This window comes from Ruegeria sp. BJ3 (assembly GCF_056535665.1).
In genome coordinates this window covers 381,761-402,922 of record NZ_JBQFIT010000002.1, presented here as the reverse complement: position 1 = coordinate 402,922, position 21,162 = coordinate 381,761, and the positions used below count along the sequence as shown (strand labels likewise).

At 64.0% G+C, this 21,162-nt stretch carries 17 protein-coding genes and 4 pseudogenes; 14 read left to right on the top strand and 7 right to left on the bottom strand.

The window, feature by feature from the left end; genetic code table 11:
- Positions 1 to 136 precede the first annotated feature (136 nt).
- Positions 137 to 1,360 (top strand): 5-aminolevulinate synthase, encoded by a 1,224-nt coding sequence (gene hemA / locus ACR3EL_RS19195; RefSeq protein WP_480722477.1) that lies wholly within the window; start codon positions 137 to 139, stop codon positions 1,358 to 1,360.
- A gap of 58 nt (positions 1,361 to 1,418) precedes the next feature.
- On the opposite strand, the gene ACR3EL_RS19190 is transcribed toward hemA, so the two are convergent.
- The 6 genes and pseudogenes from ACR3EL_RS19190 to ACR3EL_RS19165 all read right to left on the bottom strand — a co-directional run bounded on the left by ACR3EL_RS19190 (position 1,419) and on the right by ACR3EL_RS19165 (position 6,842).
- Positions 1,419 to 1,544 (bottom strand): hypothetical protein, encoded by a 126-nt coding sequence (locus ACR3EL_RS19190; protein WP_480722646.1) that lies wholly within the window; start codon positions 1,542 to 1,544, stop codon positions 1,419 to 1,421.
- A 153-nt stretch (positions 1,545 to 1,697) separates the two neighbouring features.
- Positions 1,698 to 2,246 (bottom strand): cytochrome c oxidase subunit 3, encoded by a 549-nt coding sequence (locus ACR3EL_RS19185; protein ID WP_170341781.1) that lies wholly within the window; start codon positions 2,244 to 2,246, stop codon positions 1,698 to 1,700.
- Positions 2,243 to 4,161: pseudogene (locus tag ACR3EL_RS19180) on the bottom strand (nitric oxide reductase activation protein NorD). The gene ACR3EL_RS19185 and the pseudogene ACR3EL_RS19180 overlap by 4 nt, the downstream one beginning before the upstream one ends.
- 8 nt (positions 4,162 to 4,169) lie before the next feature.
- Positions 4,170 to 4,984, bottom strand: a pseudogene (locus ACR3EL_RS19175) (AAA family ATPase).
- A pseudogene (locus ACR3EL_RS19170) lies at positions 4,981 to 6,377 on the bottom strand (cbb3-type cytochrome c oxidase subunit I). Before ACR3EL_RS19170 ends, ACR3EL_RS19175 begins: the two co-directional pseudogenes overlap by 4 nt.
- 15 nt (positions 6,378 to 6,392) lie before the next feature.
- Positions 6,393 to 6,842 carry a c-type cytochrome gene (locus ACR3EL_RS19165; RefSeq protein WP_093963737.1) on the bottom strand — a complete coding sequence of 150 codons (450 nt, stop codon included), beginning with the start codon at positions 6,840 to 6,842 and terminating at the stop codon, positions 6,393 to 6,395.
- Positions 6,843 to 7,086: 244 nt separating this feature from the next.
- On the opposite strand from ACR3EL_RS19165, the gene ACR3EL_RS19160 reads away from it, so the two are divergent.
- A complete protein-coding gene (locus ACR3EL_RS19160) occupies positions 7,087 to 8,193 on the top strand; it encodes a Hint domain-containing protein (protein WP_480722476.1) in 1,107 nt (368 codons plus the stop codon).
- Positions 8,194 to 8,198: 5 nt separating this feature from the next.
- Here ACR3EL_RS19160 and ACR3EL_RS19155 read toward each other — a convergent pair.
- A pseudogene (locus ACR3EL_RS19155) lies at positions 8,199 to 9,367 on the bottom strand (NnrS family protein).
- Between the two features lie 257 nt (positions 9,368 to 9,624).
- Between ACR3EL_RS19155 and ACR3EL_RS19150 the strand changes: the two are divergent.
- The 12 genes from ACR3EL_RS19150 to ACR3EL_RS19095 all read left to right on the top strand — a co-directional run bounded on the left by ACR3EL_RS19150 (position 9,625) and on the right by ACR3EL_RS19095 (position 21,095).
- The gene (locus tag ACR3EL_RS19150; protein ID WP_093963191.1) at positions 9,625 to 11,301 is read left to right on the top strand and encodes a cytochrome D1 domain-containing protein; all 1,677 of its coding nucleotides are present in this window, start codon (positions 9,625 to 9,627) and stop codon (positions 11,299 to 11,301) included.
- A gap of 209 nt (positions 11,302 to 11,510) precedes the next feature.
- Positions 11,511 to 13,232, top strand: a complete 1,722-nt coding sequence (locus ACR3EL_RS19145; RefSeq protein WP_480722644.1) for a NapC/NirT family cytochrome c — start codon at positions 11,511 to 11,513, stop codon at positions 13,230 to 13,232.
- A gap of 54 nt (positions 13,233 to 13,286) precedes the next feature.
- On the top strand, positions 13,287 to 13,694 hold the full coding sequence (locus ACR3EL_RS19140; protein WP_170369462.1) for a cupredoxin domain-containing protein: 408 nt from the start codon (positions 13,287 to 13,289) through the stop codon (positions 13,692 to 13,694).
- 213 nt (positions 13,695 to 13,907) lie between these two features.
- Entirely contained in the window at positions 13,908 to 14,720 is an 813-nt protein-coding gene (gene cobA / locus ACR3EL_RS19135) for a uroporphyrinogen-III C-methyltransferase (RefSeq protein ID WP_480722642.1), read from the top strand.
- Positions 14,660 to 15,010, top strand: a complete 351-nt coding sequence (locus tag ACR3EL_RS19130) for a c-type cytochrome (RefSeq protein WP_170369467.1) — start codon at positions 14,660 to 14,662, stop codon at positions 15,008 to 15,010. The genes cobA and ACR3EL_RS19130 overlap by 61 nt, the downstream gene beginning before the upstream one ends.
- Positions 15,007 to 16,155 (top strand): cytochrome D1 domain-containing protein, encoded by a 1,149-nt coding sequence (locus tag ACR3EL_RS19125; RefSeq protein ID WP_170341766.1) that lies wholly within the window; start codon positions 15,007 to 15,009, stop codon positions 16,153 to 16,155. The genes ACR3EL_RS19130 and ACR3EL_RS19125 overlap by 4 nt, the downstream gene beginning before the upstream one ends.
- A 3-nt stretch (positions 16,156 to 16,158) precedes the next feature.
- Positions 16,159 to 17,148, top strand: coding sequence for a siroheme decarboxylase subunit beta (gene ahbB, locus ACR3EL_RS19120; protein WP_170359688.1), 990 nt, complete (start codon positions 16,159 to 16,161; stop codon positions 17,146 to 17,148).
- A complete protein-coding gene (locus tag ACR3EL_RS19115; RefSeq protein ID WP_170359686.1) occupies positions 17,145 to 17,597 on the top strand; it encodes an Lrp/AsnC family transcriptional regulator in 453 nt (150 codons plus the stop codon). The genes ahbB (ACR3EL_RS19120) and ACR3EL_RS19115 overlap by 4 nt, the downstream gene beginning before the upstream one ends.
- Positions 17,594 to 18,076 carry a siroheme decarboxylase subunit beta gene (ahbB, locus tag ACR3EL_RS19110; protein ID WP_170341759.1) on the top strand — a complete coding sequence of 161 codons (483 nt, stop codon included), beginning with the start codon at positions 17,594 to 17,596 and terminating at the stop codon, positions 18,074 to 18,076. Before ACR3EL_RS19115 ends, ahbB (ACR3EL_RS19110) begins: the two co-directional genes overlap by 4 nt.
- 5 nt (positions 18,077 to 18,081) lie before the next feature.
- Positions 18,082 to 19,296: a heme d1 biosynthesis radical SAM protein NirJ gene (gene nirJ, locus ACR3EL_RS19105; RefSeq protein ID WP_480722637.1), complete on the top strand. Its 1,215-nt coding sequence runs from the start codon at positions 18,082 to 18,084 to the stop codon at positions 19,294 to 19,296.
- A 43-nt stretch (positions 19,297 to 19,339) separates the two neighbouring features.
- The gene (locus ACR3EL_RS19100) at positions 19,340 to 20,875 is read left to right on the top strand and encodes a nitrite reductase (protein ID WP_170342003.1); all 1,536 of its coding nucleotides are present in this window, start codon (positions 19,340 to 19,342) and stop codon (positions 20,873 to 20,875) included.
- Entirely contained in the window at positions 20,832 to 21,095 is a 264-nt protein-coding gene (locus ACR3EL_RS19095) for a hypothetical protein (RefSeq protein ID WP_005977208.1), read from the top strand. Before ACR3EL_RS19100 ends, ACR3EL_RS19095 begins: the two co-directional genes overlap by 44 nt.
- Positions 21,096 to 21,162: the final 67 nt, after the last annotated feature.

Here is a 21,162-nt window from a genome sequence, read left to right as displayed (position 1 = left end):
TCATCCCTGCGCCAGCCTATGCCAAACCCGCGCGCCGCGCACCACCCTTTCCCGGCGTCGCTTGACTATTGTCATGTTCCCGACGCGCGCACCCTAGTTTTCGGTCCAGCAGCCAGTTTTCCGGGGAGATCGAGACATGGATTACGAGCGTTTCTTCAGCCAGAGCCTCAGCGACCTGAAGGCCGAGGGCAACTATCGTGTCTTCATCGACCTGCAGCGCAAATGCGGCGCCTTTCCCAATGCCCGCCAGACTGATGGCGCGGCGGCACGGGACGTCCGCATCTGGTGTTCGAACGACTATCTGGGCATGGGCCAGCACCCCTCGGTGCTGGCGGCGATGCATGACGCGCTGGACCGTTGCGGCGCCGGTGCGGGCGGTACCCGCAACATTTCCGGCACCACTCATGACCACGTCCTGCTGGAGCAGGAACTGGCCGACCTGCACGGGAAAGAGGCGGCGCTGCTGTTCACCTCCGGCTACGTCTCGAACTGGGCCGCGCTGGGGACGCTGGCGGCGAAGATCCCCGGCCTGATCGTGTTCTCGGACGCGCTGAACCATGCCTCGATGATCGAGGGCATCCGCCATTCGCGGGCGCAGAAGGTGATCTGGAAGCACAACGATCTGGACGACCTGCGCGCCAAGCTGGCCGCCGCCGACCCCGAGGCGCCCAAGATGATCGCCTTTGAATCGGTCTATTCGATGGATGGCGACATCGCGCCGATCAAGGAAATCTGCGACCTGGCCGATGAATTCGGCGCCATGACCTATCTGGACGAGGTCCATGCCGTCGGCCTCTACGGCCCGCGCGGCGGCGGCATCGCCGAACGCGAGGGTCTGATGGACCGCCTGACCGTGATCGAGGGCACGCTGGGCAAGGCGTTCGGTGTTGTGGGCGGCTATATCGCCGCTTCGGCCGCGCTGTGCGATTTCGTCCGCAGCTTTGCCAGCGGCTTCATCTTCACCACCGCCCTGCCGCCGGCGATCGCCGCCGGGGCTGCGGCCTCGATCCGGCATCTGAAACAATCAAATGCGGAACGCGACCTGCAGAAGGAACGCGTGGCCCAGGTTCGCGCCTGGCTCGACGCCGAGGGCATCCCGCATCTGCCCAACCCCAGCCACATCATCCCGGTGATGGTGGGCGACCCGGTCAAGTGCAAGTTCATCTCGGACACGCTGTTGGAAGAGTTCGGCATCTACATCCAGCCAATCAACTATCCCACCGTCCCCAAGGGCACCGAGCGGCTGCGCATCACGCCTTCGCCCGTGCATACCGATGCCGATATCGACCATCTGGTCGGCGCGCTCTCGGCGCTGTGGCAGCGGTGCCAGATCGCCCGGATGCCGATGGCCGCGCAATAGATTTCTGTCCCTGAACTGGCAAGCCGCCGTGCCCCTGTGCGCGGCGGTTCTTTTTGCCTCAGACCAGATAGAGCGCGAAGATCAGTGCCGCAAAGGTGCTCAGCACCAGCGTGAAGCCCCGCAGCCAGGCCGGGCTGCATTCAAGGTCGAGATACCGCGCCAGGATGATGCGGGCCTTGAACAAGGCCAGCAGCAGGATGCCGCCCCGACCAGCCGGGGCCCAACGGGCACGAGGGTCAGCAGGGCCGAGACCAGGCTGAGCGCGATCAGGCCGGCCCAGGCGCGGGTCAGGCGATCCGCATGGGTGTCTCGGACAAAGGAAAAACTCGGCATCGCGTCACCCCAGCAGGTAGATCACCGGAAACAGCAGGATCCAGACCAGATCGACCATGTGCCAGAACTGGCCGCCGGCCTCGATATTGCGGGGATCGTCGCGCCAGGCGACCAGCAGCAGAATGGCGACCCCGGCCAGCACATGCGCGGCGTGAAACCCGGTGAGAAGGTAGTAGAACAGGAAAAACGGGTGGGTCTCGTAGCTGATGCCCTGCGCGGCCTTGCCGCCATATTCCGCGCCCTTGATGATCAGGAATACCACACCCAGCAGGGCCGCGCCGATCAGGGCCAGCCTTGCGGCGCCGCGGCGTGCCGCCTGTCGCCAGCGCAGGGCCCGCGCCACCAGAAAGCCCGAGGTGACCAGAACCCCCGTATTGAGCGCGGCCCCGGTGCGGTAGAGATGGGCTTGCGCCTCGGCAAAGCCTGCCGGGTCGGTCAGGCGGACGCCCATGAAGGCGGTCAGCCCGGCCCCGAACACCAACAGTTCCGAAACGATCAGAACCCACATCAGCAATTCGCCGGGCAGCTCGTCGATCAGGGACGCATCGCTCATGCGCCGACCAGTTGGCGATAGATCTGCGGCAGCGCCATGGTCAGGCGGTTGGGGTCGGGGATCACCGCGAACCCGCCCTGCCCGAACATGCGCGGGAACCAGCTTTTGCCGGTCTTGTCGATGGTGACGCCAAAGACCGACTGCCCCGCCCGGCGCGCCTCGCGCACGGCCATGCAGGTGTCTTCGATGCCGTGGCGGCCCTCGTAGTGGTCCAGATCATTGGGCTTGCCATCGGTGATCACCAGCAGCAGCCGGCGCTTGCGCGCCTGCGCCGCCAGATCGGCCGAGACATGACGGATCGCCGCCCCCAGCCGCGTGTAATGGCCCGGCCGCAGCGACGCGATACGCTGTTCCACGGTGGCGGTCATGGGCTCATTAAACTTTTTGCAGCGCTGCACATAGACCCGCTGGCGTTTCAGTGAACTGAAGGCGTGGATGGCGAAATCGTCGCCGCAGGCGTTCAGACCCCAGGCCAGCGCCGCCAGCGCCTCGCGTTCGATGTCAATCACCGCACGCCCCGCGACCGCGCTTTCGGTCGAGCGGCTGACATCCAGCAGGATCGACACCGCCGGTCGCGCGCCTCGGGGCGGGATTGCATCCAGACGCGCTCGTTGCCCTCGCCATTGGCGTGGCGGTCCACGGCGCTGCGCACGGCGGCCTCGATATCCAGCTGGTCGCCGTCCAGATGGCCGCGGGTCATCACCCGGCCCGGACGCAGCGCCTCGAACTGGCGCTTGACGGCGCGGATCCGGCGAGCGGTGGCCGGGTCCTTGCCGAACTCGGCGGCATCCTCGCGGATCTCGGCTTCCGAGGTCAGAACGTTGACGTGATCGGGCAGATACTGCCCCGTGCGCACATCCCATTCCGGGTACAGCACACGCCCCGACAGGCGCTCGCGGTTCACGTCCTCGGGCGCGAGATCCAGATGCAGTTTCAGCCGGGTCGGCGGGGCCTTCGAGATCTGGCCCAACCCGATCTCATCCTGGTCGTCGGCGGCCTTCTTGGCGTTGTCGGGATCGTCATCGTCGACCCGGCGGTTGAGGTTGAGGAACTCGGCCCAGCTGAGGATCGCCTCGAACTTGTGCAGGATCAGGCTGTCCTGCCGCTCGGCCTGGTCGGATTTGCGGCGACGGGCGCGGTGGGTCTTTTCGCCCGATTCCTCGGGTGGGCCGTCGGTGTCGCGGCTTTCGACCTCGGTGTGTTCGGAAAAGGCGACCGCGCGCAGCTCGGGCCACAGGGGCACCGGGCGGAACGGCTGGTACCCGCGCGGGGCGGCCACGTCATCGCCCAGGGCGTCGTAGGCCTGGGCGCGGGCGGACAGGGGCGCTGGGTCGCCCAGCATCCGGCGGATCAGGTCTTCGACGGCGGCCTCGGCCGGGGGCAGGCCGGGCAGGTCGCGCTGATACAGCAAGCCCTTGCACAGCTCGGCGTAAAGCGGGCGCAGGCCCGGCGCGTCTTCGAGCGTTGCGGCGACCATCGCGCCGGCCTGCAGGGCGCGCAGATCGGCGCGCAGGGGATCGTCCTCGTCGATGCGGGTTCCGGCATGGGCGGCCACCGCCGCCAGCCAGACATAAAGCGCGCCATTGGCTTCGCGCGCGGGAAATACGGCCAGCCGATCGGGCAGGCGCAGGACCTCGCCGTCGAAACTGGCGCGCGGGATCAGCTCGGCCTCGGTGGCCAGCTTGCGCCGCCAGCTCAGCCGGTGGCGCGAGAGCTCAGGCGAAACCGGACGCAGCTCGACGCCCGGACTGCCGCCCAGCCCCCGGAAAAGAACGGCCAGCCGCCCCGCGACCTGCGACAGGTCGACCGCGGCTCCTTCGTGCACCTCTGGTGCATCAAGGCGGCTGGCAAGGGTGTGCCACAGTTTCCCGATCGTTTCTTCGGGTTCCCATGGCTCAAAGTCGATCCTGACCATCGCCGGCCTCACCCAAAGACGGCGGTGACAAGATCGAGGAGCCCGCGTTTGATATCCTCATCATCGGTCAGAGGTTCGATCATGGCGGCAAGGATGGCGCGGTCGGTGGACATGCCCTGCGCGATCAGCGTCGCGGCATAGACGACCAGGCGGGTGGATACGCCTTCCTCGAGGTCCTGACCCTTGAGCCCGCGCAGTTTTCCCGCCAGCCGCACCAGCGGCTTACAGCGTTCCAGCGGCAGTCCGCTTTCCTGCGCGACCACCTCGGCCTCCATCTGAGGCGAGGAAAGTCGAATTCCAGCGAGATGAACCGCTGCCGGGTCGAGGGTTTGAGGGTTTTCAGAATGTTCTGATAGCCGGGGTTGTAGGACGCCACCAGCATGAAGCCGGGCGCGGCCTCAAGCTCTTCTCCGGTGCGGTCGATCGGCAGGATGCGACGATCGTCGGTCAGCGGGTGCAACACCACGGTCACGTCCTTGCGCGCCTCGACCACCTCGTCAAGGTAACAGATCGCGCCTTCCCGCACCGCGCGGGTCAAGGGACCATCGACCCAGACCGTCTCGCCGCCCTTCAGCAGGTAACGCCCGATCAGGTCGGCGGCGGCCAGGTCGTCGTGGCAGGCCACGGTATAGAGCGGCCGGCCAAGGCTGGCGGCCATATGGGCCACGAAGCGGGTCTTGCCGCAACCTGTCGGCCCTTTCAGCAGGACCGGCAGCTTGTTGGTATAGGCGGCGGCGAACACGTCGCATTCATCGCCTTGGGGCAGGTAGAAGGGGGCGTCTGCCGCCCCCTTTCCCAGTTGCATCGATCCATCCATGTTCATGACTCCGCTGCCACATGGTCAGGATCGCTTTCCAGACGCTCGCGTTCGACCGGTCCTGGTTCGACGATCTCTTTGCGCGGAACCCAGATCGAGTAGATGAACAGCAGCGCACCGATGACCGCGACCAGACCGGAGCCGAAGCGCATCCAGTAGAAGATCGCGATCTGATCCTGCACATCCATGTAGTAGTCACCCACCACGCGCTGCATGTGCGTCTGGACGGTACCGGCGAAGGTCAGCACGAAGGTCATGAAGACCATGCCGCTGGTCATCAGCCAGAACGAGGCCATGTTCAGCACCGGTTGTACGGATCCCGGTTTTCAGGATCGGCATCGCATAGGTGAAGATCGCCAGGTTGAGGCAGACATAGGCGCCGTAGAAGGCCGTGCCCGTGAGCCGCGGTGATCTGCGTGCCGTGGGTGTAATAGTTCACCCCGTGCAACGTGTGCAGGAAGCCCCAGACACCGGCGCCGAAAAAGGCCAGCGTGGCACAGCCCAGCGACCACAGCAGTGCGGCCTTGTTGGGATGGTCCCGACGGCCTTTCCAGACCATGACGAAGGCAAAGGCCATCATCGCGAAGAACGGGATTACCTCGAGGCTCGAGAAGATCGACCCGATCCACTGCCAGTAGCCCGGCGTACCGATCCAGTAATAGTGGTGCCCGGTACCCAGAATGCCCGAGAACAGCGCGGCGGCGACGATGACATAAAGCCATTTCTCGACCACTTCGCGGTCAACACCGGTCAGCTTGAGCATCAGGTAGGCCAGGATCGAGGCCATGATCAGCTCCCACACGCCTTCGACCCACAGGTGGACGACATACCACCAGTACTGCTTGTCCAGCGACAGGTTGCCCGGGTTGTAGAAGGCGAACAGGAACAGCAGAGCCAGACCCCACAGGCCCAGCAGCAGGATGTTTGTGATGGCGGTCTTCTTGCCCTTAAGAACGGTCAACGACACGTTGTAGAGGAAGATCAGCGCCGCCACGACGATGCCGGCCTTGACCCATTTGGGTTGCTCAAGGAACTCGCGCCCCTCTTTGCCCAGCAGCCAGTTGCCTTCGAACAGGTTGAAGACATAGGTCAGCACCACACCCAGCGTGCCCAGAATCAGGATCGCCAGCTGGATATAGGCCAGCTTGGTCGAGTGGATCTCGCGCTCGGCCTCTTCGGGGATCAGGAAATAGGCCGCGCCGAAAAAGCCGGTGATCAGCCATACGATCAGCGCGTTGGTGTGCAGCATCCGCACGATGTTGAACGGCAGAAGCTCGCTCAGAAAGTTGGGGGCTACATAGATCCAGCCGGCCAGCAGACCGCCGATCACCTGGATCGCGAACAGGGCCATTGCGAATGCGAAATAGGCATAGGCCACTTTTTGGGATTCGTATTTCATTGCTCCGTTCCCTTCTCAGCCCGCGTCATTCGGGGGCCAGTCCTGAGCGTCGATATTGTCCGTCCAGATCAGGAAGTTGGCCAGATCACGGATCTCTTCGTCGCTGAGGTTGAATTGGGGCATCTGCCGGCGACCGGGAATGCCGGTGGGTTGCGCCTCCATCCAGCCCTTGAGGGATTCAAAGGCCGATTCCGGGTCGTCCAGAACGCCCCAGCGGGTCATCACGTTGGCGACCTCGGGGGCGAAATAGGCACCCTCACCCATGATCGAGTGGCAGTTGATGCAGGCGTGTTTTTCCCAGACATGCTTGCCCCGGATCACGCTTTCATCCAGCTTCGCCGAGTTCGGCGAATTGACGATGTAGAGGTGTGAGTGGGCCGACAGGGCCAGAAAGATTAAGATGAAGAACAGTGACCCGCCATAGAATATGTTGCGGGCCATGCTCTTGGTCATGACTTCTCGCATTGCGCTCTCCTTTGCGCCGCTTTGCTGGTAGTGGGACAATGGCGGGATGGGCGGTTTGCCGCCTTAACGAAAGTCAAGACTCTGCCCTGGCACGCGGCCAATAGGCTACATTCCCTTAAAATAAGCGTGAAATGCCCCGAAATCGCCTTGAACCGCGTCTATCAGGGTGCCAAGTCAGATGGAGTTGCCGGGTCTGTGTTGTGCGGTTCCAGTGTCTTTGAATGAGTGAGTGAACGAGTAAAAGATGGCGAACTATTCCTATATCGGCTACGCGCCGGGGGTGATTTCACTTAGTTTTACCGGGTTTAACTCCGGGACCATCACTCTGAGTTCAGGCTACGATCCGAACACCGATCGCCGGGTATTTGACGTAACCGATGCGGCCGGTGGAACGCTCGTGAACGGGGACCCGGACAATGGAACTGATTTTAACGGCGACCGTTTCAACAACGAAGTCGGCGATGACCTGACACAGACAGGCATTGTCACCAGTCTTGACGGATCAACCACCTTTGATTCCGGCGCTATCTATCTGGAAGAATCCTACGCCCTGACCAAACCGGGCGGCGGTACGATCGATGTTTTTCGGGTCGAGGTTGAAGGAAGTCTTGTAGGATACATCACGTCCGAACCTTTGGTACCCGGTACCGCCTATTCCTTCATTCGTTCGAATGTGACCCCGTCGAACGCGCCGGACACCACCGATCCTACAGCGATCGTCGACGTGCCCTGCTTTACCGCCGGTACGCTGATCGATACGCCCACCGGCGCCAAGGCGATAGAAGATCTGGCGGAAGGCGACCTGGTTCTGACGCTCGATCACGGCCCGCAACCGATTCGCTGGATCGGCTCGCGCACCTTGACGTCGGCCGAGCTGCGAGCCAAGCCACGGCTGCGGCCGGTCTGCGTGTCTGCGGGTGCGCTGGGGGCGGGTCTACCGCGGCGCGATCTGCGGGTCTCTCCGCAGCACCGGATGCTGGTCCGCTCGGCGATTGCCGTGCGCATGTTCGACGCCCAAGAAGTGCTGATCCCCGCCCATAAGCTGGTCGGCGTTCCCGGCGTTCATGTCGATGAAACTGCCAGCAGCGTGACGTACTACCACATTCTGTTCGACCGCCATGAAATCGTGACCGCCGAGGGGGCTCCGTCGGAAAGCCTGTACACCGGGCCCGAGGCTCTCAAAAGCATTGGCTGCGATGCCCGAGACGAGATCTTCGAGATATTCCCCGAACTTGACGACCCGGATCATGTCCCGATCGCCGCTCGGCCCATTCCCGAAACCGGCAAGCGTGCGCGGCACATGATCCATCGGCATGTCAAAAACGCGCGACCATTGATCGACCGGGCCTGAGCCTCTCAGGACGGTACTGCACGCGGACCCACCAAGGCCGGCCACATCGCCACCACATACAGCGCCATCGCGCTGATCCACAGCCCGTCGGCGACCAGCATGGTGGTCAGAAATTGCGCGTCCAACCCGGACCCAATCCAGCGCAAGATCGCAGCCAAAGCCATCGCTCCGTAGGCGACGACCACCGGAGCGGGGGCGACCAGCGCCCTGCCGCTATGGCCAAGCGCAGCGCGGCTCATGACCGCCAGGGTCATCCCGCCCACACAGCCGATGCCCAACACATGCAGCGCACCGAGTTCGCTGCCGAGGCCCAACAGGCTCATTCCCCACAGAACCAAGCCAAGGCCCAGCATCCCCAGGGCCAGATGCAGCGCAAACAGGATCGGCTGCCGGAGCGCCCAAGCCCCCCGCCAACCTGACAGGCGCAAGCCCTGTATCACTCCGAGGACCAGTGCCATTATCGCGACTGCGTACCCGGCCCCGAAGATCAGCATCGCAGCGGGCAGCAGCAGGGCCAAGACCATATTGCTTTTTTCCATCCAATCGCGACTGACAGGCCACTCAGCTTCGGGCACGCCTGCGCGCTTCATTGCGTTGCGCGTAAAGGCCGGAGTGATCCGACCACCCAGAATGGCGATCATGGAACACAAGGCCAGCAAACCTGTGCGCAGACCGACATCCAGGGTTCCGGCTGTCACACCGATCCAGTCCAGATGGGTCAACAGGTTTGAGACCCAGATGTAGGCCAGCAACAGAAGAAAGATCATATTCTGCGGTTTTGGTCGCCGGATCAACTGGGTGGCGATCTTGGCGGCAAGAACCGGCACGAAGGCGAGGTCGAGCACCGCGACAATCACCGGGTCGATCGCACCCGAGAACCACAGTGCCACGCGCCCGACCAACCACAGCGCCGCTGCAGCGGCAATAAACAAGCGCCGCGCCTCGGGGCGCCGGTCCAGTTGGGGACGGCGGTCAGAAAGAACCCGCCCAGTGCGGCACTGGCATAGCCGAAAACCATCTCGTGCGCGTGCCACATCGGCGGGCTCATGGCATAGGGCGCCTCGGTCCACATTTCGACCCCGGCCAGCGTTGCCAGCCACCCTCCCCAGGCCAAACCGGCAAACACGCCGTAAAGACCTGCAAACAGAAAAAAGACCCGGAACCCCTCACCCATAACGCGCGTGATTGCCGATGGCATGCCTGCTCTCCTTGGCCAAACTGTTCGATGGCCAAGCACTAGCAACCGCCGGGCCCGCCCCCCTTAACCAAAATCAAGCGTCGGCGAAAACATGACCCCAAAAAGCACTTATTTTCATGGCTTTTTTCGGCCCCATTTCCGTCTGAACACCCCCTCCGTTGACTTTCGTCAAGGAGAAGACGCCCGTCCCGGCGCAGTGTCCGGCCTGCCTCACCAGCAAACGGAGAGTGATCATGTCACTTGGAATCAGCCATTACACCACCGGCCGCGCCTTCAGGGTCGGTCTGGCCATGTTGTTGGGCAGCGTCGCTGCTCCGACATTCGCCGAAGAGCCAACCCTGAGCGACGAGGCCTTCGAGGCTTCGAAACAGCTCTACTTCGAACAATGTGCCGGTTGCCACGGCGTGCTGCGCAAGGGCGCCACCGGCAAGAACCTCGAGCCGCACTGGAAGAAAACCGCAGCCGACGGCACCGTGACCGAAGGCGGCACCCTGCAACTGGGCCAGGAGCGCCTTGAAAAGATCATCGCGTGGGGCACCGAAGGCGGCATGAACAACTTCTCGGACATCATGACCGAGGAGCAGATTCGCGACATGGCGACCTACATCATGATGGACGCGCCCAAGCCGCCGGAAATGTCGCTGGAACAGATGAAGGCGACCCGCAAGGTCTATGTCGAAGAGGCAGACTATCCGACCGAGCCGCTGCACGGTCGCAACTGGGAGAACTTCTTCGTCGTCATCGAACGTGACGTGGGCAAGGTTGCCGTAATCGACGGCGACACCAAAGAGGTGCTGACCCACATCCCCACCGGCTATGCCGTGCACGTTCTGAAAGCGTCCGAACACCACAGCCTGACCGAACCGGAACACCCGGGCCGTTTCTGGTACACCATGGGTCGCGACGGCAAGATGACCAAAATCGACCTCTGGCAGACGCCGGACAAGATGTTGGTCTCGGAGGTCAAGATCGCCTATGACGCCCGCGACGTCGCAGTTTCCGGCGATGGCAAATACGTCATCGGTGGTGGTTACTGGCCGCCGCACTTCGCGATCGTTGACGCCAAAACCATGGAACCGCTCAAGGTCGTTTCGACCCGCGGCGTGAACGTGGACGGCGACTATGTCGAAGAGAGCCGCGTGGCCGCGATCTACACGACACCGAACGAACCCACTTGGATCGTCGCCGTGAAAGAACTGGGCCAGTTGTGGCAGGTCGATTACACAGACCTCGACAACCTGCGCATCGATAAGATCGACAGCGCCAAGTTCCTGCATGACGGGTTCTTTGACCCGACAGGCCGCTATTTCCAGATCGCCGCGAACGCGTCGAACAAAATGGTGGTCGTCGATACCGAAACCCACAAGCTGGAAGCGATGATCGACACCGCTGCCTTGCCGCACCCCGGACCGGGCGCAAACTGGGTCGATCCGAACTGTGGACCCGTCGCCGGTACGACCCACCTGGGTGTGGGTACCGTGACCGTTTGGGGCAACGACCCCGAAGGCCACCCGGATCAGGCTTGGAAGGTCTGCTACGAAGTGGAGACGGACGGCCCCGGCCTGTTTGTCCGCACCCACCCGAACTCGGACTACATCTGGGCTGACCAGACCAAACACCCCGAGCCGGAAATCCAGCAGTCGGTGCAGGTCATCTCGAAAGAGACCGGCGAGATCGTGAAAACCATCCAGATCACCGAAGACGAAGGCAGTGCCGCCGTTCACTTTGAATTCAATGCCGACGGCACCGAGGTCTGGGTCTCCAAGTGGAACCTGTCGGACTCCAAGGAGCCCAACGGTCAGATCGTGATCTTCGACGCCAAGACGCTGGAAGAGATCGGCCGCATCGACGGGCTCTATGCGCCGACCGGCAAGTTCAACGTCTACAACCGCTCGAACCACGTCACCTGACGGGTTCGGACCAAACACAGGAAAGGGCGGGCCCCTCGCCCGCCCTTTCCACGTTCGCGGGGCCGCTCTGGCCCGGTGAAACCTCAGCCAATTTCACCGGCCTGACACCCAAGGCCAGACAAGACAGCCAAAACGGAGCCTGGACATGACCCAGTCCGAACCGGAAAAGAAAAACCGATCTGGCGCCGGTATTTCCTGTGGGAATGCCCGTGGCCGGCATCGCCGCCGCCTTTGTCGCCGGCATCATCTTCTGGGGCGGGTTCAACACCGCCATGGAAGCCACCAACACCGAGAAATTCTGTGTCTCGTGCCATGAGATGCGCGACTACATCTATACCGAGTACAAGGGCACGATCCATGACGTGAACCGCTCGGGCGTGGGCGCGGTCTGTTCGGACTGCCACGTGCCCAAGGACTGGACCCACAAGATCATCCGCAAGATCAAAGCGTCGAGAGAGCTGTACGGCAAGATGGTCGGCTCGATCAGCACGCCCGAGAAGTTTGAGGCCAAGCGCATCCATCTGGCCATGAACGAATGGCAGCGGATGAAAAAGACCGACTCGCGCGAGTGCCGCAACTGCCACGATTTCGAGTCGATGATGCCCGAGTTCCAGAAGCCCCGCGCCCGGCAGCAGCACCTGAACGCGATGGAGGTCGGCCAGACCTGCATCGACTGCCACAAGGGTATCGCACACTCGAACATCCGTGACCGCGCACCCGAAGATTTCCTGGAAGAGCTCGAAGCCCCGAACCCGGCCTTCGCCCGTCCGATCCCGCCGGAATACCTGGCCAGCCTGGAACGGATCGAAGCCAAGGAGGCCGCCGAAGCCGAGGCCGAGAAAGCCGCCCGCAAGGCCCAGCAGGAGGCTGTGCAGGCACAGATCGCCGCCGCGGTCGACGCGGCTGTGGCCGAGGAGCGCGCCAAGGCCGATGGCACCGCAACCGACGCCGCGGCCGCGGGCGGTAGCGACGTGGGCGGCAACATCGACTGGAACGCCGTGGCCAGCACCGATCTGAAACTGTTCTATCCGGGACAGGCTTCGTTCGAATGGGTACAGAACGGCAAGACCCACGGCGGCGCACGCCCGCTGACCAAGGGTGGCGACCAGTGCTCGACCTGCCACGCCAAGGAACTGGACGCGATCGGCAACAAGATTGTCGCCGGCGGTGATCTCGAACCGACCCCGATCCCCGGCAAGCGCGGGGTGATCGACGCCACGGTTCAGGCCGCGCATGACGACGAAAACCTGTATATCCGGTTGCAATGGGCGGATGCGGGTCACAATCCCGTGCCCTTCGTCGACGGCGGCAAGATGGACCCGGACAACCCGATCAAGGTCGCCATGATGATCACCGGTACCGGGATCGAGCTGGGCGAACAGGTGGGGTGCTGGGCCTCGTGCCACGCCGACAACACCTATATGCCCTTTGCGCCCGATGTCGAAACCATCGCCGCCAACCCGGACGTGGCTGGACGCCTGACGGCCAAGGACACCGTCACCAAGTACATCAGCGAAAGCCGCACCGAGGTCGAAGTCAAAGGCCGGCGCGGCAAGCCGCTGGGCGGCTGGGACAAGCTGCAGGCCGAAGAGCAGATCGCGCAGTACCTGCAGGACGGCACTTTCCTTGACCTGATGCGCGTCTATGCCGACGGCAGCGCCACCAACGGCTATCTGCTGGAACAGCGCGTGGTCAATGATGGCGAGATCTCGGCCTCGGCCAGCCTGTCGGGCGGCATGTGGACGGTGGTGTTCTCACGTCCGCTGAACTCGGGCGCGCCGGGCGACGTCCCGCTGGAGCCGGGCAAGACCTACACGGTGGGCTTTGCCATCCACGATGACCATACGGCGGCGCGGTTCCACCACGTCACGCTGAACACCAGCCTCGCGCTGGATGACGACAGCGCCGACATCAACGTGGTCAAACAGTAACGAAAAGGGGCCGGCGATCCGGCCCCTTTTCCACAGCCGAGGAGACATGCGACCATGACGACCAAGCCCCTTCTGACCGCAGTCCTGGCCCTTGTTGCGGCCCTGCCGGCCCTGGCCGATGAAACCGACCAGATCTGCGCCGAGGCCGAGGAGCGCTATGTCGAACTCTTCGGCGAACCCTCTGACGCAGCGCAGGATGCCGAGGTGGTGCTGATGTACAAGTACAACTTCTGCCCGGCCCGGATCACGGTCAAGCCCGGCACCACGGTTCGCTGGGTCAACGTGGACAAGCGCACCAGCCATTCGGTGCTGCTTAAAGATGGCAGTCAGCCCGAATCCGACCGCATCTTCCCCGAGGAAACGATCGATATGACGTTCCTTGAGCCCGGCCCGCAGGACTATCTGTGCGGCCCTCATTGGGAAACCCAGAACATGGTCGGTATGGTCACCGTCGAACCCTGAACGCAGGCAGACATACAGGCAAACAACAGGAGCGCGGGCGCAAATCCCGCGCTCCTTAACTTATGTCAAGGAGGCCCCTTTGCGAATGCGCCAGTCTGCGGCCATGACACGCCCGGCCACCCCAGCAACGTCCCGATCCGCCGCTCTGTCCGCGCTCGGAACCGACCGGAACACCCGGGTCCCGATGACATTCAGACCAAGCGAGATTGCACCATGAGCGGTAAGGTTTTTCTGATCGGCGCCGGACCCGGAGACCCCGAGTTGATGACCCTGCGCGCCCTGCGGATGCTGCGCGAGGCGGATGTGGTGGTCTACGACCGCCTGGTCTCGGACGAGATCCTGGCCATGCACGCCCCCGGCGCGCGGCTTATCCCCGTGGGCAAGGCGCCCAAATGCCATACCGTGCCCCAGGACCGGATCAACCAGATCCTGCTGGAACAGGCCCGCGCGGGCCACATAGTTGCCCGCCTCAAGGGGGGCGATCCGATGATCTTTGGCCGCGGTTCGGAAGAGGCGGCGTTTCTGACGGACCATGGCATCGCCGTGGAATACGCGCCCGGCATCACCGCGGCGCAGGGGGCAAGCTGTTCGACCGGCGTGCCGCTGACCCATCGCGGGTTGGCCACATCGGTGCAATATGTCACCGGCCATCGTCAGGCCGACAAGGTGTTGGACCTCGACTGGAAGCGCCTGGCGGACCCTGACACCACCCTGGTCATCTACATGGGCGTCGCCAATATCGGCCAGATCGCCATGGGCCTGATGACCGAGAATCTGCCGGGATCGACCCCCGTCCTGGCCGTCGGCAAGGCGACCACCCCGGACGAGCGCCGCCTTGTCTCGCGTCTGGACCGTGTCGCCGCCGACGCGCGCGGCCGGTCTGGCCGCCCCCACCCTGTTCATTATCGGCAAGGTCGTGTCGCTGTATGCCGAACGGCCCGTTGCAGAGTTGCTGGAGCACGCTCATGGCTAGGACTCTGCCCATTGAACCGGCCCGTCGGGACTGGTCCGGGCGCGCGGTATTGACCGCCGCCGTGCTGGTTGCCACCTCGGCCTTTGCCGCCGACACGCTGGATCCCAACGCGTTGAAACGTTTGGTGCATCAGGATTGCGGGTCCTGCCACGGACTGACCCTGAAAGGCGGGCTGGGCCCCGATCTGCGTGCGGGAAACCTGCAGCACTATGACCCCGAAATCCTGACCGGCGTAATCCTGGACGGCATCCCCGACACGGCCATGCCGCCCTGGCGGCCCCTTATCACCGAGGAAGAGGCCGAATGGATCACCCGTTATCTGCTGAAACCGGAGGCGCAATGAAACAGTTTGTCCTTGGCCTCGCGGCATCGCTGCTGATGACCGCAGCCCATGCCGAACCCACCGCCACCGGAGACCTGGGGCTGGTGATCGAGCGGGCCGCCGGTTCGGTCCTGCTGGTCGATCAGTCCGACCGCGCCGCGCTGGCACGGATCGAGGGGCTGGGCGATCTGTCCCATGCCTCGCTGGTCTATTCGCCGGATGAACGTTTTGCCTATGTGTTCGGGCGCGACGGCGGGCTGACCAAAGTCGATATCGTGACCCGTCAGATCGCCAAGCGCGTCGTACAGGCCGGCAACGCCATCGGTGGGGCGATCTCTGACGATGGCAAGCTGGTGGCGGTGTCGAATTATGAACCCGGCGGGGTGCGCGTCTTTGACGCCGACACGCTGGATCTGGTGGCCGACATCCCTACCGGCAGCAAGACCATCGGCCTTGTCGATGCACCCGGCCGCCGTTTCGTGTTCACCATGTGGGATACGGGCGAGACCTGGATCGCCGATTTCGCCCGCGGCACCGACCCTCAGATCACCAAGATCACCGACATGGGTAAAAATCCTTATGACGCACTGATCACCGCCAATGGCCGCACCTACATCACCGGCCTGTTCGGGCAGGACGGGCTGACCGCTCTGGATTTGTGGGACGACACGCCCGAACCGATCCGGGTGCTGCCCGGTTATGGGCGCGGCCAACAAGAGATGCCCGTCTACAAGATGCCCCATCTGGAAGGCTGGGCGCATACGGGCGCCGAATTCGTATTGCCGGCCGTCGGCCATCACCAAGTGCTCTGGGTCGATGCCGACACACTCACGGAAACCGGGCGCACCCAGACGTATGGCCAGCCCGTCTTTGCCATGGCGCGGCCCGACGGCCGGCAGGTCTGGGTGAACTTCGCCCACCCGCTGAACGACACGATCCAGGTGATCGACACGGTCAGCAAACAGGTCATCCACGAGTTCAAACCCGGCCCGGCGGTGCTGCACATGGAGTTCACCCCGCGTGGGCACGAGGTCTGGATCAGCGTGCGCGATGCCAACAAGATCATGGTCTATGACACCCACAGCTTTGAAAAGCTGCGGGAAATCCCGGCCGACAGCCCCTCGGGCATCTTCTTCACCGCGCGTGCGCACAGAACGGGGCTGTAAGCGATGTGCCATATCACCGACCCGATCGACCGAAGGCTGCTGGATGACTGGCAGCGCGATTTTCCCGTCACCGACCGGCCGTTCCAAGTGCTGGCCGCGGCGCTGGGGCTGGATGAGGCCGAAGTGATCGACCGCCTGGACCGCATGCGCGCCGCCGGGCGCATCACCCGCGTCGGCGCGACGGTCGCGCCCGGCGTGGCCTCGGCCAGCACCCTGGCCGCCGTCGCCGCGCCCGAGGAGAAGGTGGAACAGATCGCCGCCCTGATCGACGCCGAACCGGGCGTGAACCACAATTACCAGCGCGAGGATGACTGGAACCTGTGGTTCGTGGCCACCGGCCCCGACCGGGCGCATGTGGATGCCACACTGGCCCGGATCAGCGACCGCACCGGGCTGCGCGTGCTGGATCTGCGTCTGGTCCGCCCGTTCAACGTCGATCTGGGTTTTCGCATGTCCGATTGTTCGCGCCGCGTGCCTCGGCCGCGTACGGTCGACCGGAGCGTTCTGCGGCAAGGCGACCGCGACATCCTGCAGGCGCTCAGCGCGGGGCTGCCGCTGATGGCCGACCCCTACGCGGCGCTGGCCCAATCCCTGAACCGGGCCCCCGAAGACGTGATGGACCGTATCCGGGGGTTGCACAAAGCAGGCGTCATCTCACGCCTTGGGGTCATCGTGCGGCATCGGGCGTTGGGGTGGTCGGCCAACGCCATGGTCGTGTGGGACCTGCCCGCCGACCGGATCGACCACGCGGGCCCCGCACTGGCCGCGCATCCCGGCGTGACCCTGTGCTATGAACGCCAGCCGGTCGAGGGCGTATGGCCCTATCGGCTCTACTCCATGATCCACGCCCGGTCGCGCTCCGAGGCGCGGGGTATCCTGGCCGGCGCCGCCGCCCTGCCCGAACTGGCGGGCGCCGCGCACAAGGTTCTGTTCTCGACCCGGTGCTTCAAACAGACCGGCGCATTGATCAAACCGAAAGAGGCCGCCGCATGACCCCGCTGGACGACACCGACCGCCGCCTGCTGAACCGCCTGCAGGAGGACCTGCCGCTGACCCCCCGCCCCTATGCCGATGTGGCGGCCGAGCTGGGGATCACCGAACAGGACCTACTGGACCGGCTGGCGCGGATGAAGGCCGACCGGGTCATCACCCGGTTCGGCCCGTTCTTCGACGCCGCCGCCATGGGAGGGGATTTCTGCCTGTGCGCCATGGCTGTGCCCGAGGCCGAGTTTGAAACCGTCCTGACCAAAATCAATGCGCACCCCGAGGTGGCGCATAATTATGAACGCACGCACCGGCTGAACATGTGGTTCGTTCTGGCGACCGAAACGCCCGAGGCGATCACCGCCACGGCCGACGCGATCGAACGCAAGACGGGACTCACGGTTCACCGGTTCCCGAAACTGCAGGAATTTTTCATCGGCTTCCGGGTGGCAGCATGATCGACGCAACCGACAGACGGATCATCGAGGCTCTCCAAGGCGGGCTGCCCCTGGTGCCCGCGCCCTATGCGCAGGTCGCCGACGATCTGGGGATCGAGGAAGCCGCCCTGCTGGATCGGCTGGCCACGTTGAAGGCGCGCGGGGTGATCCGGCGGATCGCCGCGGCCCCCAACCACTACAAGCTGGGCATGACATCGAACGGCATGACGGTCTGGGACGTGCAGGACGACCTGATCGGCGAACTCGGCGCGCAAATCGGAGCGCTACCCTTTGTCACCCATTGCTACGAACGGCCCCGCGCTCTGCCCGACTGGCCCTACAACCTGTTCGCCATGGTTCACGGCAGCTCGCCCGATGAGGTCGAACAGAAACGCGGCCAGATCGCCGCAATCCTTGGATCGGCCTGCCGGGGCAGCGACATCCTCTATTCCACGCGCATCCTGAAGAAAACCGGGCTGCGCCTGAAAGCGAAAGGCTGAGACCAATGTTCCGCCTGACCGAATACATGCAGCAGCTTGTCAACCCGACGCCGGTGCGCAAACGCCGCCCCGGACCGGTGAAGCCGGTGGTGATCTGGAACCTGACCCGGCGCTGCAACCTGAAATGCCGCCATTGCTACACCGTGTCTGCGGATGTGGCCTTCCCGGGCGAGCTCAGCCACGAGCAAGCCATGGTCACCCTTGAGGATCTGGGCCAGTTTCGCGTCCCGGCCCTGATCCTCTCGGGCGGGGAGCCATTGGACCGGTTCGATTTCTTCGACATCGCCCGACGCGCGCGTCAGCTGGTGCCGATGCTGGCCCTGTCGACCAACGGGACGCGGATCCACGACGAAACGGCCGACATGATCGCCGATGTGGGCTTCAACTATGTCGGCATCTCGCTCGACGGGATCGGGGCCACGAATGACTGGTTCCGCGGGGTCGAGGGCGCCTTTGATGACGCCCTGCGCGGCGTGCGCGAATGCAAGAAGCGCGGCATCAAGGTGGGCCTGCGGTTCTGCCTGACCGAAGGCACCCAGCACCACCTGCCCGACCTGCTGAAACTGTGCGACGACGAGGGGGTGGACAAGTTCTATCTCTCGCATCTGGTCTATGCCGGGCGCGGCGACAAGAACCGGGGCGAGGACGCGGAACATCAGCGCACCCGGCAGGGGCTCGACCTGTTGCTGAACCGCGCATGGGAGGCCGCCTCGGGCGGACGCCCGCTGGACATCGTGACCGGCAACAACGACGCGGATGCCGGGTATTTCCTGAACTGGGCCGCCGCCCGGTTCGACGCCGACGCCGTCGCGCATGTGCGCGAGCACCTGGCCCATTGGGGCGGCAATTCCAGCGGTCTGGGCGTAGCCAATATCGACAATCTGGGCCGCGTCCATCCCGACACCTACTGGTCGGACTACACGGTGGGCAACGTCAAACTCACTCCGTTTTCCGAGTTGTGGTCCGGGGATGACCCGATGCTGGCCCTGCTGCGCACACGGCCGCGCCCGTTGAAGGGGCGGTGCGGCGCCTGCCGGTTGCAGGATGTCTGCGGCGGCAACACCCGCATCCGGGCCCTGCAGCTGACCGGCGACCCGTGGGCCGAAGATCCGGCCTGCTACCTGACCAATGACGAAATCGGCGTGGACAGCGCGGGCGAGCGCCTGCAGGTCACGCCTTTCCGGGGGAAAAGCCATGATCCGGCGCATCAGTTCTTCTGACGACCGCTGCCCTGACGCATCGAACAATGCCGCGCGCGGACGCATGACCCGCGCCACGACGGTCGCCGCGATGTGCTCGGTTCTGGCGGGCGGATTGGCATTGGCCGACCCGGCGGCGGATTACGCCGAGCATTGCGCCAGCTGCCATGGCGAGGCGCGGCTGGGCGGCGTCGGCCCGGCGCTGATCCCCGAAACTCTCAAACGCATGCGCGGCCCCCGCGTGGCCGCCGTCATCGCCGAAGGGCGCCCCGCGACCCAGATGCCTGCCTTCGCGCACGAGCTGGACTCACTTCAGATCGAGGAACTGGCGGGCTGGCTGAAATCTCCGCTGGAGGTCGACCCCGAATGGGATGCCGAACAGATCATGGCCAGCCGCACGCTGGATGCCGATTACGCACCGGTCGATGCGCCGGTTTGGGACAGCGACCCGATGAACATCACGCTGGTGGTGGAAACCGGCGATCACCATGTCAGCGTTCTGGACGGCGACACGTTCGAGGTTCTGGACCGGTTCGAAACCCCCTTTGCCGTGCATGGCGGCCCCAAGTTCAGCCCCGATGGGCGCTATGTGTTCATCATGTCGCGCGATGGCTGGGTGCAGAAATACGACATTTGGGCGCTGAAACAGGTGGGCCGTATCCGCGCCGGCCTGAACAGCCGCAACATCGCCATGTCGGGCGACGGCAAGTGGCTGGCCGTGGCGAACTATCTGCCCAACAGCCTGACCCTGCTGTCGACCGAGGATCTGTCGGTGGCCAAGGTGGTCGAGGTCAAGGGCAAGCAGGGCAAGCCCAGCCGGGTCTCGGCTGTGTACCAGGCCCCGCCGCGCGAAAGCTTCGTGCTGGCGCTCAAGGACGTGCCCGAGATCTGGGAAGTGTTCTATGGCGACAACCCGCCGCAATTCGGGCTGGGCCATGATTTCCGGATCGAGGGGCAGTTCAAGAACCCCGACCCCTTCCCCGTCCGCAAGATCACCACGCCCGACTATCTGGACGATTTCTTTTTCGACCAGAGCTATGAATACGTCATGGGCGCGTCGCGCGATGGCAAGGGCGGTCAGGTGATCGACCTCGTGATCGGGCAGAAAGTGGCGGATCTGGACCTGCCCGGCATGCCGCATCTGGGCTCGGGCATCACCTGGCAGCGGGGTGGCACCACGGTGATGGCAACGCCGCACCTGACCGAAGGCACCATCTCGGTCATCGACATGGGCACATGGGAAACGATCAAGCGGATCGAGACCGAAGGCCCGGGCTTTTTTATGCGCAGCCACAAGAACTCGCTCTATGTCTGGGCCGACGTGTTTTTCGGCCCCAACAAGGACGCGATGCATGTAATCGACAAGCAGAGCCTCGCGATCGTCAAAACCCTGCGGCCCGCGCCGGGCAAGACCGTGGCGCATGTGGAATTCACCCGCGACGGCGCCCATGCGCTGGTGTCGATCTGGGAGGATGACGGCGCGGTGATCGTCTATGACGCGCAGACGCTCGAGGAAATCAAACGCCTGCCAATGCGCAAACCTTCGGGGAAATACAATGTCTGGAACAAGATCACCTTCTCGGAAGGCACCAGCCACTGACAGGCGCTGGCCGGTCTGGAAACTGGCCATTCTGTTGTATCCGGCGACGGCGCTGACCGTCGCCATCAACCTGTTTCTGGCCGGGTTGATCGCCCATGCGCTGGGGTTCGGCGCAGTTACACCGGTGGCCGCGCTGATCTGGTGTGTGCCCCTTGGGGTTCCGGCCAGCTGGCTGGCGGGGCGCTGGGTGCGGCGGCTGATGGATGAGGCCGACGGCTGATCCCGAGCGAACTGCCCAGGGCCGAAGTGCCATTTTTTTGACCACCTGATCGAAGTCAAGTCGTGCC

Coding starts and splice junctions, on each gene's coding strand:
- ACR3EL_RS19150 (WP_093963191.1), top strand. CDS start 9,625: ATGTCACTTGGAATCAGCCATTACACCACCGGCCGCGCCTTCAGGGTC.
- ACR3EL_RS19130 (WP_170369467.1), top strand. CDS start 14,660: ATGGCTAGGACTCTGCCCATTGAACCGGCCCGTCGGGACTGGTCCGGG.
- ahbB (WP_170359688.1), top strand. CDS start 16,159: ATGTGCCATATCACCGACCCGATCGACCGAAGGCTGCTGGATGACTGG.
- ACR3EL_RS19125 (WP_170341766.1), top strand. CDS start 15,007: ATGAAACAGTTTGTCCTTGGCCTCGCGGCATCGCTGCTGATGACCGCA.
- cobA (WP_480722642.1), top strand. CDS start 13,908: ATGAGCGGTAAGGTTTTTCTGATCGGCGCCGGACCCGGAGACCCCGAG.
- ahbB (WP_170341759.1), top strand. CDS start 17,594: ATGATCGACGCAACCGACAGACGGATCATCGAGGCTCTCCAAGGCGGG.
- ACR3EL_RS19115 (WP_170359686.1), top strand. CDS start 17,145: ATGACCCCGCTGGACGACACCGACCGCCGCCTGCTGAACCGCCTGCAG.
- ACR3EL_RS19095 (WP_005977208.1), top strand. CDS start 20,832: ATGTCTGGAACAAGATCACCTTCTCGGAAGGCACCAGCCACTGACAGG.
- hemA (WP_480722477.1), top strand. CDS start 137: ATGGATTACGAGCGTTTCTTCAGCCAGAGCCTCAGCGACCTGAAGGCC.
- ACR3EL_RS19185 (WP_170341781.1), bottom strand. CDS start 2,246: ATGAGCGATGCGTCCCTGATCGACGAGCTGCCCGGCGAATTGCTGATG.
- ACR3EL_RS19100 (WP_170342003.1), top strand. CDS start 19,340: ATGACCCGCGCCACGACGGTCGCCGCGATGTGCTCGGTTCTGGCGGGC.
- nirJ (WP_480722637.1), top strand. CDS start 18,082: ATGTTCCGCCTGACCGAATACATGCAGCAGCTTGTCAACCCGACGCCG.
- ACR3EL_RS19140 (WP_170369462.1), top strand. CDS start 13,287: ATGACGACCAAGCCCCTTCTGACCGCAGTCCTGGCCCTTGTTGCGGCC.
- ACR3EL_RS19160 (WP_480722476.1), top strand. CDS start 7,087: ATGGCGAACTATTCCTATATCGGCTACGCGCCGGGGGTGATTTCACTT.
- ACR3EL_RS19165 (WP_093963737.1), bottom strand. CDS start 6,842: ATGCGAGAAGTCATGACCAAGAGCATGGCCCGCAACATATTCTATGGC.